A 12413-nucleotide genomic window follows, 5' to 3' on the forward strand; every position below is an offset into this window, starting at 1 on the left:
ACATGGATATCGTCAGTTTCGTCGCCATCGTTCTCGCCTTCATCTCGGTGATCGGTGGCAGCATTCTCAAGGGCAGCGGCATTGGCGCGCTGCTCTCCGGCGCCGCCTTCATGATCGTCGTGATCGGGACGATCTCGGCCATCTGCCTGCATACCCCGGGCAGCACCCTGAAGCGGGCGATGGCCATCGTCAAATGGGTATTCATGCCGCCCGGCAGTGATCCCCACAAATTGATCGAACGGGTCGTCGAATGGAGTCAGACCGCCCGCAAGCAGGGGTTGCTGGCCCTGGAGGGCATGGTCGACAACGAGACGGATCCGTTCATCCGCAAGGGCCTGCAGCTGTTGGTCGACGGCACCGAGCCGGAAACCCTGCGTGGCGTGCTGGAAGTGGAAATCGAAGCGCGCGAGCACCATGACCTCGCCGCCGCCAAGGTGTTCGAGGGCGCCGGCATCTACGCGCCCACGCTCGGCATCATCGGCGCGGTGATGGGGCTGATGGCGGTGATGAAGAATCTCGCCGACCCGTCGAAGCTCGGTCATGGGATCGCTGCAGCATTCGTCGCCACGATCTATGGCATCGGCTTCGCCAACCTGTTCTTGTTGCCGATGGCAGCAAAACTCAAGGCGATCGTCCAGGGGCGTGCCCGCGAGCAGCAAATGCTGGTGGAAGGCCTGGTGGCCATCGCCAATGGCGAGAACCCCCGCAATATCGAAGCCCGGCTGTCGGGCTACCTGCACTGACCGGAGCTGCCGATGGCACGCAAGGTACCGCACGAGGACCACGTCAATCACGAGGCCTGGGCCATTCCCTATGGTGACCTCATCACCTTGTTGCTGGCGTTTTTTGTGGTGATGTACGCCGTCTCATCGGTCAATGAGGGCAAGTACCGCGTCGCGGCGGCGTCCATGTCGGCGGCTTTCGGCGGAACACCGAAGTCGCCGCAGCCGATCCAGATCGGCGACAACCTGGCCAAGGGACAGAAAGGGGAGCGGCCGGCGCCGCCATCGGCGGCTCCGCAGTTTCAGAGTGAGGCGACCGAGTTTCTCTCCAGCGCACCGCTGGCCGCCGTGCTGCGCGAGGCACGACCCGTGTCGGCGCAGTTGAAGGCCGACGGGGATGCGGCACTGGCACGGATCAATGACGTGCTCACGGCAGCCCTGGCGCCATTGATCGAGCAGAACTGGGTACGGGTCACCCGCAAGACCTGGTGGCTGGAAGTGGAGATCAACTCCGACCTTCTGTTCGCCAGTGGCGCTTCGGGCCTGCAGCCCGAGGTCCTGCCGGTGATCGACGAGCTCGGTGAGATTCTGTCCGGCTTCGACAATCGCCTACGCATCGAGGGACATACCGATGACCGTCCCATCCATACCTCGCTGTTCCCGTCGAACTGGGAGCTGTCGGCCGCACGCGCCGGCACCGTGGTGCGGCGTCTGCGGGATCGTGGCGTCGCCGCCGAGCGGCTGTCGGTGGTCGGCTATGGCGAGTTTCGGCCGGTCGATGACAACGCCAGCGAGGCCGGCCGTCGTGCCAATCGACGGGTCACCATCGTTATTCTCGCGGCCGAGGCCGAACAGCTGCCCCTGAACTCCGCGGGAGTGTCTGCCCATGCATCCTGAATCGACCGACCTGCCCCCCGGCCCCTGGCTATTGGTGACCCTGGGGGAACAACGGTACGGCTTGCCGGTGCCCTGGCTGCGCGAGGCGCTGCCCGGCCAGCCGGCAGACCCGGTGCCCGGGGCGCCGCCCGCGGTGCTCGGCATCATTCACGTGCGCGGCGAAGTCATGCCGGTGGTGGACCTGCGGGTGCCGCTGGCGATGGCGGCCGACGCCGCGGCGGGGCCCGGCAAGCTGGTGATCGTGGAGGTCGACCAGGAACGCTTCGCCCTGCAGGTCGACGCCGTCGCCGACGTCGTCAAGGTGAATGCCGAGGCTGTGGAGCCCCGGGCGATCGGGCCACATCCCGAGGCGCTATGCGGGTTCGCCCGCCTGCCGCAGGGGCTGGTGCAGCTGGTCGACCCGCGGGCATTGATCCCGCAGGTCGCACCGGCAATGGCTGAACACTGAAGGCGAGCTAGAGCTCGACGATCGGTTTGAAGCCGCCCCAGAACATCCGCTTGCCGTCGAAGGGCATGTTCTTCATGTCCATCTGCATGCGGGGATCGTTCATCACCTTGGCCATGATGCGGTCACGGTCCTTGCGCGAACGGTAGGTGGCCCAGGCGAACACCACCACCTCGCCGGGCTTGAGCTTGACGCTCTGCGGGAACGAGGTGGATTTTCCGGGCTGGACGTCATCCTCGACGCATTCGACATAGCTCAAAGCGCCATGCTCAAGCCAGATCTTGCCGGCCTTGCGGGCCATGCGACGGTAGGCGGCGAGGTTGTCCTTCGGCACCGGTAACACGAAACCATCGACGTACATGAGGTGCTCCTGCTGTTGGTAAAAGACGTGAAAGTGCGAACTTCACCCTCTCGTCGATCAACACGCCGGCATATCGACACCCTTCGCCAAAATTTTCAAGCGGCGAGGCATACAGACCCCACGGCGGCCGTCGCCAGGCACGACCCTTCGCGCAACGCCCAACGGTCGTGCTGGCGGCCACGCGGCACGACGCTTCAGGACCTGCTCAAGTCCGTCCTGGATCGCTCGACGCTGGACGTCGTGTCCAGCGACGGTCCCGAAGCGCCGCACCCCGCGGCCGTCTGAAGATCTCGCCAGTTGGCAGTGACGCGTGCCTCACGCCTCACAGGTCTCACCGCCCAACCAGCGACCGCGCGATCACCTCTTTCATGATTTCCGAGGTGCCACCGTAGATGCGCTGGATCCGCGCGTCCTGCCAGTAGCGGCTGATGGGGTACTCGGTCATGTAGCCGTAGCCACCGAACAACTGCAGGCAGGCATCGGTGACCCGACCTTCCATTTCGGTGGTGGACAGCTTGATCATGGCGGCATGCGGGACATCGAGCTTGCCTTCAGCGTAGAGGGCGTTGCACTTCTCGACGAAGGCCCGGTGCACCTCGATATCGGTCTTGCACTTGGCAAGCTCGAAACGGGTGTTCTGGAAGCTGGCAATGGCCTGGCCGAATGCCTTGCGGGTGGTGACGTAGTCGATGGTCTTTTCCAGCGCACCCTGTGCATGGCCCACGGCGGTCACCGCCAGGGCCAGACGCTCGCGTGGCAGTTCGTCAATGAGGTGACCGAAGCCGCCGCCGACCTTGCCCAGCACTTCGTCCGCACTCACCTTGACGTTGTCGAAGAACATCTCGGAGGTGTCGGCCGAGTGCAGGCCCACCTTTTCGAGATTGCGGCCGCGCTTGAAGCCGTCCAGCGAGGTATCGAAGGTGAACAGGGTGGTGCCCTTGGCACCGGCCTTGGGGTCGGTCTTGGTCGCCAGCACCACGACGCCGGCATGCTGGCCATTGGTGATGAAGGTCTTCGAGCCGTTGATGACATAGCCATCCCCGTCCGGTAGCGCACTGGTCTTGATGCCCTGAAGATCGGAGCCGGCGCCGGGCTCGCTCATGCCGATGGCGCCGATGCACTCACCCGCCGCCATCCGCGGCAGATACTTCTGCTTCTGCGCTTCGGTGCCGAGGTGCAGGATGTAGGGCGCGGCGATGTCCGAGTGCACCGACAGGTTGGAGGCCAGCGCCAGGTAACCCATGCGGGCGACCTCTTCCAGCACCACCATGCTGAACTCGAAGGGGGCACCCATGCCGCCATATTCCTCCGGCACATCGACGCAGAGCAGGCCGTTTTCGCCCATCTTCAGGTACAGCTCTTTGGGGAAGATGCCGTCCTTCTCCCACTGCTCGTAGTGAGGTTCGACCTCGTCGGAGAGAAAGCGCACCACGGTGTCGCGGAACAGCTGTAGTTCGGAAGCCATCGACATGACTAACAGTCCTTTCGTGTGAGTAGGAAAACGAGGGGGGAACGGCCGGCGCCATCGGGGGCGTCGAGCTGGGTCTGCAATTGGTCCGGACCAAGCCGGCGGTAGGTGATGCGCTGGGGGTCGCCGGACTCACGGCGGACGAAGATGGCGCGCTCGTCGGTGATGCCGACGCCGCGGAAGGCCACCGCGGCCCCGCCTTGCGGCTGGGCGAAATAGGTCAGCGTGCCACCATCATCTGCCACCCTCACGTACTCGAAGGCCTCGGTGGCGCCGGCGCGAACCCGCTGGCTGACGCCCAGTAGCAGATTGTCGGAGGGGGGCAGCCAGATTTCCTGGTAGTGCTGGTCGTCGGCGCTGTACTGCCAGCAGCCTTCCAGCCAGCCCAGGGTCTGAACGGTGGCGGGCGGTTGCGCGAACGCAACCGCAGGCAGCAACAGTATCCACAGCAGGCGGTGCATGTGTTGATCCGGTGATTGATAGACGAATGCTATCAAGAGCTAAAAAACAATTGCCTTTAATCAGTGTTGCGAATCATTATCATTTGCGACTGTTCCCTGCTGGAGAGTGCGCCATGACCAAGACGCTGAGCTTTGCGGCCATCCATTTTACGGTGGCCTTCACGATTGCCTACTTGATCACCGGCAGCTGGGTCGCCGGCAGCCTGACCGCGTTGATTGAACCCTGCGTCAACACCGTCGCCTATCACCTGCACGAGCGCGCCTGGGCGCGCCGCCAGGGTGCAATGGCGGTGGTCACCACGCCGTTGATGGGACACGCACACGGTTGACCGGCGGCGTCAGGAAAACGTCTGCCAGCGATGGAGCTGGATGATAGAGTCTTCGGATAACAAGGAGACCCTGATGGCCGAAGCATCCGAACCCGCCCCCCCGACCGTCGCACGCCCCCGGACGCCTGTGCTGCTGGTGCACGGCATGTGGTGCACCGGCGATGACTGGCAGCGCGTTCGCCAGCTGCTCAACGCGCGCGGGTTCGACTGTCATGCGCCGACCCTGCCGGCACATCAGCCGACGCCGGATCAGCCGTTGCAGGTGGGTGCGCTCGGACTGCAGGATTACCTGCGCTTTCTCAAGGCGGAGATCGCGGCGCGGGACTGGTCGGTGCCCCCGGTGATCATCGGCCACTCCATGGGCGGCGTTCTGGCGCAGCAACTCGCCGCCAGCGTGCCGTGCCGGGCGATGGTGCTGCTGACGCCGGCGCTGCCCTGGGGCATGAACATTCTGGCGTGGTCGAATTTCAAGGCCTTTTTCAGGGCGTTTGCCCGCTGGGGCTTCTGGCGCAAGCCACACAAGCCGTCGCGCGCCATGGCCGGCTGGTGCGCGTTCAATGGCGTGCCCGAGGCGCGCCATGACCGCATGTACGAACGCATGGTTCACGAGTCGGGTCGCGCCGCCTTCGAACTGGCCTTCTGGTGGGCCGACCTGTCGCGCGGCGCCCGCGCCGACGCCCGGGCGATTCAATGTCCGACCTACATCGTCAGCGCCGGTCAGGACCGTCTCACCCCTTCGCGGCATGTCCGCAAGCTGGCAAGGCGGTATCCATGGGCCCAACTTCGGCACTACCCCGACCGCGGACACTGGGTCATTGATGATGAACAGACGGACGAGATGATGAACGGAATCTGCAGCTGGCTTCGACCGATCGAGGTGCGCACGGCACCGCCAACTGACGCGCCGCAGGAGCGTCGGGCATGACCCGCTGGTCGGTGGCCGCGGCGCTGGCCGCGGCGGTGGGCGTTGCCGGTGCGCAGGGTGATCCGGTGGGGCAGGCGCTGAACACGGCCGAGCAGGCGCAACGCGCGGCCGCCGCCTCACAGACCCGGGTCGATCAGCTCGACGACCAGACCCGCGCCCTGCTGGAACGCTTCCGCGCGGCCAGCTGGCAGGCGCAGCAGCTCACGGTCTATGCCGACCAGCTTGAGGAGATTGCGACTCGGCAGGCCGACGAGAAGCAGTCGCTGCAGCGCCAGATCGAGGCCATGCAGCGGACCGAAGCCGAGCTGCTGCCGTTGATGCTGCGCATGCTGGACACCCTGGCCCGGTTTGTCGAAATGGATCTACCGTTTCTTGCCACCGAGCGGCGCGAGCGGCTCGACAACCTCGAACGCCTGATGAGCGATCCCGAAGCGACGCTGGCGGAGAAATACCGGCGGCTGCTGGAGGCCTATCAGATCGAAGTCGACTACGGCCGGGGGCTTGGCGCCGAGCGTGCCGAGGTCGACGGGCGCGTGGTTGATCAGCTGCGCGTCGGGCGGCTCGCGCTGTTCGCGCTGACCCTGGAGGCCGACCGCGCCTGGCGCTGGGACGCCGAATCCGGTCAGTGGGTCGACGCCGACAGCGGGCTGGCCCGCAGTATCCGGCAGGGCCTGCGAATGGCCCGCGACACGGCCCCGGCAGGGTTGCTGGTGTTGCCGGTCGCAGCGGCCGAGGCGGTGCAGCCATGAACGGCCGGATCGGAATCGGGATGATGGTCGTGGCGCTGCTGGCCACGCCAGCACAGGCACAGACGGCCAGCGTCGAAGGGCTCGACGCACTGTTGCGCGAGGTGCAGTCGGCGGCTGCGGAAGGCCGCACTCTGAATCGTGAGCGCGAGGCACGGTTCCTGCGCGACAAGAACGAACAGGCCGCCATGCTGCGGGAGGCCGAGGCCGACAAGCGCAAGGCCGACGCCCGCATTGCCACCGTGCGCCAGCGCTTCGAAGCCCAGCAGCGCGAGGTCCAGGCGCTGAAGACGCAGTTGCGTGACAACGTCGGTGAACTCGACCAGATGTATGCCGGTATCCGCCAGGCCGCCGGCGACCTGCGGGCCCTGGCCGCCGACTCACTGATCACCGCACAGAACCCGACGCGACTCGAACTGCTCGATCAGTTGGCCAGCGGGCGGGAGCTGCCGGGGATCCCCGAGCTTGAACAGCTCTGGGTGACGCTGCTTGAACAGATGACCGAGTCCGGGCGCAGCGTCCGTTTCGAGGCGCCCATCGTCAATGCCGAGGGGCTGTCGCGGACCGCCGAAGTGGTGCGGGTCGGCACCTTCACCGCCTTCGCCGATGGCGAGTACCTGGTCCTCGACGAGCAGGCGCGGCTGGTGGCGTTGCCGCGCCAACCCTCACGTTCGCTGCGCGGCCTGGCCGCGGACTTCAGCGAGACGCAGCAGGGCGCGGCACCGGTGTTGATCGACCCCTCGCGGGGTGCGCTGCTGAGTGTCGAGGCCGACAAGCCGGACCTGCTCGAACGGGTTCAGCAGGGCGGGGCGGTCGGCTACGTCATCCTGGTGCTGGGGTTGATCGGGGTCCTGATCGCCGTCGGTCAGCTGCTGTACCTGATCCGCACCGGCAGCCGTATGCGTCGGCAGGCCGGTCAACTTGACCAGCCGCGGCAGGACAATCCGCTGGGCCGGGTGTTGGCGACCTTCCGCGATGACGCCGGCGGCGATGACGACCCGGAACTGCTGGAGCTGCGTCTGTCCGAGGCGGTGCTGCGGGAGACGCCGAGCATCGAGCGGGCGCAGTCGATCCTCAAGCTGTTTGCGGCGGTGGCGCCGCTGCTGGGTCTGCTGGGAACGGTCACCGGGATGATCGCCACCTTCCAGGCCATCACCGTCTTTGGCACCGGCGATCCCAAACTGATGGCCGGCGGCATTTCGCAGGCGCTGGTCACCACCGTGTTGGGCCTGGTGGTGGCGATTCCGCTGCTGTTCGTCAACTCGCTGCTCAACGGTCGCTCGCGCGTGCTGATCCAGGTCCTCGACGAGCAGTCGGCGGTATTACTGGCGCAGCGGCTGGAGGGGCGTCGTGACTGAATGGTGGCTCGAGCCCTATCGATCGCTGACCAGTTTCCTCGATACCGGGGGCTGGGTGCTCAACTGGATCTTTGCCGCCGCCGTGGTGCTGTGGATGCTGATCCTCGAACGGCTGTGGTTTTTCTGGCGGGTGTTACCGCGGGTCGAAGGCCGGGTTCGCAGCCATTGGTTCCAGCGCCCCGAGCGCCGCTCCTTTGGTGCCCGCCGGGTACGCGGGGCACTGCTGGGCCGGGTCAACCTGTTGATGAACCAGACGCTTCCGACCATTCAGGTGCTGATCGCGATCTGTCCCCTGCTGGGTCTGCTCGGCACGGTGACCGGCATGATCGAAGTGTTTGACGTGATGGCGGTGAAGGGCACGGCGGATGCGCGCGCCATGGCCGCCGGGGTATCCCGCGCCACAGTGCCGACCATGGCCGGCATGGTGGTGGGGCTGTCCGGCCTGTTCTTCATCAACCGGTTCCAGTCGCGGGTGCGGGTGGAAGCCGAGCGGTTCGGTGACACCCTCAGCGTGTCGGAGCAGCCCGCATGAAGATCAAGCGCCACAGTCCGCCGGGTGATGACACCGGCATCGACCTGACTCCGATGCTGGATGTCATCTTCATCATGCTCATCTTCTTCATCGTCACCACCTCCTTCATCCGCGAGGCCGGCATCGAGGTCAACCGCCCCAGCGCGGAGACGGCCCAGCGCGAGGAGCAGACCAACATCCTGGTCGCCATTTCGCCCGAAGGGGAGGTGTGGATCGACCGCCAACGGGTCGATATCCGCGGTCTGCGGGCGGTGATCCAGAAGCTCCGCGCAGAAAATCCCGAGGCGTCGGTGGTGATCCAGGCTGATACCGATGCCCGCGCAGGCCTGATGGTCGAGGCCATGGATCAGGCGCGGTTGGCGGGCGTCAAGGACGTTTCCATTGCAGCCCTTCCCCGCTGATCCCGCGCTGGAAGGCGCGCCCTGGCCGCGACTCGCACTCACCGTGGTGTTCGCGGTGGCGGTAGCGGTGCTGCTGTTTCTGTGGATGCACTGGATGACGCGGGCGCCGGAAGCGCCGCCGGATGCCGGCCGTCGGTTGCAAGGGGTGGAACTGGTCAAGGTGAAGGAAGAGCCCGACCCGCCGCCGGAAGCGCTGTTCAGCCCGGAGGCCGAGCCGCCGCCGCCGCCGGCGGCGCCGCCGGCGCTGTCGGCACCCCAGCGTCCCTCGGTCAATGTGCCGACGCTGGCGATCAACGCCGCCGAGGTGGGCAATATTGCGGTGCCCCTGAACAGCGGGACCGCTACCGGCGTCGGGCTGGCGAGCTCGGGTGCCTTCGCCGGATTCGCCGGCCAGGGCAGCGGCGCCGGCGGCGGTGGTGACGGCAGCGGACGGGGCTTTACCGGAAAGCCCCTGGTGCCCCTGTCGACGGCGCGCCCGCAGATGCCCAAGTGGGCCTGCGACAAGGGCATCCGCGGCTGGGTCGAGGTGGTGTTTACCGTGATGCCCAACGGCCGCGTGCAGAACGTCAAGTTGATCAATGCCGATCCGCGCGGCGTGTTCGAGGCCGCTGCGATTGAAAGCATCTCCAACTGGATCTACGAGCAGACCGATCGCGCCCGCGAGGTGAAGCAGCGGGTGCCGATGAACCCCGAAGACTGCGCGTACAACTGGCAATGAAGCGCCTTCTGCCATGGATCGTCGGGAGCCTGCTCCCGATCGCCGTTCAGGCGCAGCAATACCGTAGCGAGGTGCGGGAGCTGCCAACCCCCCCGGCAGCACAGACCCAGACCCCGGAAGCCCTGCTGAAGACCACGACTGACCCGTATCAGCGTGCATTGCTGTTACGGGACCTGGCGGCCAAGGCGGCGCGTGAGGGCAACAGCGCCCAGGCACTCGAATATCTGGACCAGGCGATGGCCACCAAGGCCCTGTCCGGCATTGCCATGGAGCAGATGCAGGAGCTGCAGGGGCAGCTGCTGCTGGGCACCGGCGCTTACAAGAAAATGCAACCGCAGCTCGAAGCCCAGGTCCGCAAGGGCAACGCCAGCCCCGAAATCAAGGTGGCGCTGGCAGCGGCGTACCTCGAAGACAAGCGCTACCGCGATGCGCTGCCCCTGCTGCGCGACGCGGTGAAGGCGGTGCCCGATGCCGATATTTCCTGGCGTCGGGCGCTGATGGCCTCGCTGATCGGCACTGGCAAGCATCGTGAGGCGCTGCCGCTGCTGGAGGCGCTGGTACGGGAAGATCCGCGGCAGGCGGATGACTGGCTGCGACTCGCTGCGCTGCACCTCAAGGTGGGGAACAAGTCCCGCGCCGCGGCGGTGATGGAGCTGGCCCAGCGGTTGGGATACCTGCAGTCGGCGGACGATCGGCTGCGGTTGGTGGGGCTGACGGCAGATTTGGGTGCGCCGTTTGAATCCGGGTCGCTGCTCACGGCCTGGATGGACAGTGGGCAGCTGCCCGACAACGCCGCCAACCGGCGGCTGCTGGCGCAACTGTGGCTGGCCGCACGCGAGGCACGACTGGCGATTCCGGCGCTGGAGGCGGCGATTGCGCGGAACGCCGACCCGGTGCTGATGCGTCAGCTCGCCCAGCAGTACATGGATCGCGAGGATTACGGCCAGGCCGCCGCGGTGCTCGACAGCTTGGTCGAGCGCGAAGGTGCCCGCGGCGACACCCTGATGCAGTTGGCCACCGCCCGCTATCAGCAGGCCGATATCGACGGTGCGCTGTCGGCGTTTCGTCAGGCTGCCGTGCTGCGCGACAAGACAGCCCCACTGGCGCAGGAATGGGTCAAGTATCTGGAAACCGGGCGTGCGCGGGAACAAGCGCTGGCGGCGGCGGCCGAGCGGGCGCTCCGCGACGATGACACCCTGCAGTTGTCGGGGCGTCTGGCGGGCGGTGGCACGGTGGCGCTGGGCGATGCACCGGCGTCGGCTGGCGACGGGGGTGCCGCGATGGCGCCGGGAGCTCGTGGCGGCCTCACCCCGGTCGGGGCCGAACAATCCGCCAACGCCAGCGGCGAGATCCCGGCCTGGACCGGCGGCATCACCCCCGGCAGCCGTCCGGCGGGCTTCGTCAGCGGTCAGGCCCTGCCTGATCCCTATGCCGGCGAGCAACCGCGGTTCACCATCACCGCCGACAACCTGCGCAAGCATGAGGACCGACTGACCTCGGCGCATCGCCAACTGTTGCGGACGCAGCCCGGCTACCGCATGCCGGTGTACCCGAGCCATCGCAGCGTGTCGTACCCCACCGAAATCTACGAAGCCACCGCCGCCAACCGCGGGCGCGCACGACTGGAAAGCCCCGATGCCCTCAGCGGTGCCAGGCTGGGGTTCCCGTTCCCGGACCCCCGCACCGGCGTCGAGATCATGTGGAACCACCGGGCCCGGTATCGCGGCGATTCGTTCGATTCGCGCTATGGCCAGGCGGTGGTACAGCCCAGTGGCGCCATCACCGCACGCAACGACCAGCGCTTCCGGGTGCGGTTCCGCTACGCCAATATCGCCGAACCGGCCGATCTCGCCGAGGAGAACTATCTGGCGCTGGGAATCACCGCACTCTACGAGGGAGGGCGTTCGCCCGATATCGTGGCGCTGTTCCACGAGACCGCCAACTCGCAGAAGCAGCCGCGCAACGTGTGGGTGTTGCTGGCGAAGCTGGGACGCATGCTGCGGATTCCGCCGGTGGGATACGACCAGCCGTTCCCGGGTTCCGAGGGGGTCGAGTTCATCGATATGGTGGACATGTACAACGGCGCTTTCGACCGCTACGTGTGGAAGCTGGTCGGCAAGCGGGAAATGTACATTCCGTACAACGCCTACCGACTCAATCTGCCGGCGCGCGACGAGGACAGCCTGTTGACCCCGCGCTATCCCGACCCCAGCCACAGTCGCTACGAGTTGCATCGGGTGTGGGTGATCGAAGCCACGGAACGGGGCGGCAAGCGGCACGCCTTCGGCAAACGGGTGTTCTACGTCGACGAGGATTCCTGGACCGTGGTGATGGTGGAAAACCACGATCACGATGGCAATCTCTGGCGGTTCCAGGAAGGCCATCTGGTCGCCGAGTACGATATCCAGGCGGCCTGGAGCCGCCCGGTGGTCACCTATGACTTCAAGGATGGCCGCTACTTCATCAACCGGGTCTTCGCCGACCATGACCACCTGCAGTACAACCTGCCGATGACCAACAGCGAATATCTACCCGCAGTGGTCAAGCGCAACTTTTCTCGGTAGGGGACGGGACCGCCTCAACTTGCCCGTAGCCGCCGACCGATCAGCTCCGCGAACATCGGCAACAGCCGGGTGACTTCGTCCTCGGCGCCGTTGCGGAATTTCTCGTAGGTGCGGCGGGTGCTGTCGGCGGCAGTGGCGGCGCGGGCATCCGCCACGCCGAGCAGGCTGCGCACGGCGCGTCCGGAATGTTGCCGCAGAAATGTCGCGAACTCATCGCCGGAACCTGCCTGGAACTCGCGGTACAGGGGCTCCAGAGCGGCGAGAAACTCCGGCAGCATCTTGTGGGCGGCCCGCTCGACGATCCCGGGCCGAGCCTTTTTCAGCATGGCGAAGCCGGTTTTGTAGGCCATCCCCTTGAGCCCGCCGCGGCTGGCGATGAACTGCTCGACCATGGTCACCGCTTCGGTGGTCATGCCGTCACGGTGCGCAGGACTCAGTAGACTCTCTGTCAGGGAATTCATAGCGTATGGGGAAGGGAATGACCGA

Annotated in this window: 14 protein-coding genes and 1 pseudogene; 11 read left to right on the forward strand and 4 right to left on the reverse strand. The window is 66.2% G+C overall.

What is annotated here, in order from left to right; genetic code table 11:
• The first annotated feature begins 2 nt into the window (after positions 1-2).
• From JN531_RS11105 to JN531_RS11115, 3 genes are read left to right on the forward strand one after another with little or no spacing between them, the layout of a single operon-like run.
• A complete protein-coding gene (locus tag JN531_RS11105; RefSeq protein WP_228348932.1) occupies positions 3-743 on the forward strand; it encodes a flagellar motor protein in 741 nt (246 codons plus the stop codon).
• 12 nt (positions 744-755) lie between these two features.
• A complete protein-coding gene (motD, locus tag JN531_RS11110; RefSeq protein ID WP_228348933.1) occupies positions 756-1619 on the forward strand; it encodes a flagellar motor protein MotD in 864 nt (287 codons plus the stop codon).
• Complete coding sequence (locus JN531_RS11115; protein ID WP_228348934.1) at positions 1609-2067, forward strand: chemotaxis protein CheW; 459 nt, start codon at positions 1609-1611, stop codon at positions 2065-2067. Before motD ends, JN531_RS11115 begins: the two co-directional genes overlap by 11 nt.
• A 7-nt stretch (positions 2068-2074) precedes the next feature.
• Here JN531_RS11115 and JN531_RS11120 read toward each other — a convergent pair whose 3' ends face one another.
• The 3 genes from JN531_RS11120 to JN531_RS11130 all read right to left on the reverse strand — a co-directional run bounded on the left by JN531_RS11120 (position 2075) and on the right by JN531_RS11130 (position 4354).
• On the reverse strand, positions 2075-2425 hold the full coding sequence (locus JN531_RS11120; RefSeq protein WP_228348935.1) for a DUF1428 domain-containing protein: 351 nt from the start codon (positions 2423-2425) through the stop codon (positions 2075-2077).
• Positions 2426-2756: 331 nt separating this feature from the next.
• A complete protein-coding gene (locus JN531_RS11125) occupies positions 2757-3890 on the reverse strand; it encodes an acyl-CoA dehydrogenase family protein (RefSeq protein ID WP_228349992.1) in 1134 nt (377 codons plus the stop codon).
• A gap of 8 nt (positions 3891-3898) precedes the next feature.
• Complete coding sequence (locus JN531_RS11130) at positions 3899-4354, reverse strand: DUF6265 family protein (protein ID WP_228348936.1); 456 nt, start codon at positions 4352-4354, stop codon at positions 3899-3901.
• Positions 4355-4467: 113 nt separating this feature from the next.
• On the opposite strand from JN531_RS11130, the pseudogene JN531_RS11135 reads away from it, so the two are divergent.
• The 8 genes and pseudogenes from JN531_RS11135 to JN531_RS11170 form a co-directional block, all read left to right on the forward strand.
• Positions 4468-4626 (forward strand): annotated as a pseudogene (locus tag JN531_RS11135) (DUF2061 domain-containing protein); the annotation flags it as partial.
• Between the two features lie 130 nt (positions 4627-4756).
• Positions 4757-5608, forward strand: a complete 852-nt coding sequence (locus JN531_RS11140) for an alpha/beta hydrolase (RefSeq protein WP_228348938.1) — start codon at positions 4757-4759, stop codon at positions 5606-5608.
• A 65-nt stretch (positions 5609-5673) separates the two neighbouring features.
• Complete coding sequence (locus JN531_RS11145; RefSeq protein WP_436233295.1) at positions 5674-6357, forward strand: DUF3450 domain-containing protein; 684 nt, start codon at positions 5674-5676, stop codon at positions 6355-6357.
• Entirely contained in the window at positions 6354-7712 is a 1359-nt protein-coding gene (locus JN531_RS11150; protein ID WP_228348940.1) for a MotA/TolQ/ExbB proton channel family protein, read from the forward strand. Before JN531_RS11145 ends, JN531_RS11150 begins: the two co-directional genes overlap by 4 nt.
• Positions 7705-8244, forward strand: coding sequence for a MotA/TolQ/ExbB proton channel family protein (locus JN531_RS11155; protein ID WP_228348941.1), 540 nt, complete (start codon positions 7705-7707; stop codon positions 8242-8244). The genes JN531_RS11150 and JN531_RS11155 overlap by 8 nt, the downstream gene beginning before the upstream one ends.
• Entirely contained in the window at positions 8241-8645 is a 405-nt protein-coding gene (locus JN531_RS11160; RefSeq protein ID WP_228348942.1) for an ExbD/TolR family protein, read from the forward strand. Before JN531_RS11155 ends, JN531_RS11160 begins: the two co-directional genes overlap by 4 nt.
• A complete protein-coding gene (locus JN531_RS11165) occupies positions 8626-9363 on the forward strand; it encodes a TonB family protein (RefSeq protein WP_228348943.1) in 738 nt (245 codons plus the stop codon). The genes JN531_RS11160 and JN531_RS11165 overlap by 20 nt, the downstream gene beginning before the upstream one ends.
• A complete protein-coding gene (locus JN531_RS11170) occupies positions 9360-11927 on the forward strand; it encodes a DUF1329 domain-containing protein (RefSeq protein WP_228348944.1) in 2568 nt (855 codons plus the stop codon). Before JN531_RS11165 ends, JN531_RS11170 begins: the two co-directional genes overlap by 4 nt.
• Before the next feature lie 14 nt (positions 11928-11941).
• Here the strand turns inward: JN531_RS11170 and JN531_RS11175 are convergent, their stop codons facing one another.
• On the reverse strand, positions 11942-12388 hold the full coding sequence (locus tag JN531_RS11175) for a DUF6918 family protein (RefSeq protein ID WP_436233296.1): 447 nt from the start codon (positions 12386-12388) through the stop codon (positions 11942-11944).
• Positions 12389-12413: the final 25 nt, after the last annotated feature.

The sequence above is a fragment of the Flagellatimonas centrodinii genome, assembly GCF_016918765.2.
GTDB classification, from domain to species: Bacteria; Pseudomonadota; Gammaproteobacteria; order Nevskiales; family Nevskiaceae; genus Polycyclovorans; species Polycyclovorans centrodinii.

Coding starts and splice junctions, on each gene's coding strand:
- JN531_RS11105 (WP_228348932.1), top strand. CDS start 3: ATGGATATCGTCAGTTTCGTCGCCATCGTTCTCGCCTTCATCTCGGTG.
- motD (WP_228348933.1), top strand. CDS start 756: ATGGCACGCAAGGTACCGCACGAGGACCACGTCAATCACGAGGCCTGG.
- JN531_RS11115 (WP_228348934.1), top strand. CDS start 1,609: ATGCATCCTGAATCGACCGACCTGCCCCCCGGCCCCTGGCTATTGGTG.
- JN531_RS11120 (WP_228348935.1), bottom strand. CDS start 2,425: ATGTACGTCGATGGTTTCGTGTTACCGGTGCCGAAGGACAACCTCGCC.
- JN531_RS11125 (WP_228349992.1), bottom strand. CDS start 3,890: ATGGCTTCCGAACTACAGCTGTTCCGCGACACCGTGGTGCGCTTTCTC.
- JN531_RS11130 (WP_228348936.1), bottom strand. CDS start 4,354: ATGCACCGCCTGCTGTGGATACTGTTGCTGCCTGCGGTTGCGTTCGCG.
- JN531_RS11140 (WP_228348938.1), top strand. CDS start 4,757: ATGGCCGAAGCATCCGAACCCGCCCCCCCGACCGTCGCACGCCCCCGG.
- JN531_RS11150 (WP_228348940.1), top strand. CDS start 6,354: ATGAACGGCCGGATCGGAATCGGGATGATGGTCGTGGCGCTGCTGGCC.
- JN531_RS11160 (WP_228348942.1), top strand. CDS start 8,241: ATGAAGATCAAGCGCCACAGTCCGCCGGGTGATGACACCGGCATCGAC.
- JN531_RS11170 (WP_228348944.1), top strand. CDS start 9,360: ATGAAGCGCCTTCTGCCATGGATCGTCGGGAGCCTGCTCCCGATCGCC.
- JN531_RS11175 (WP_436233296.1), bottom strand. CDS start 12,388: ATGAATTCCCTGACAGAGAGTCTACTGAGTCCTGCGCACCGTGACGGC.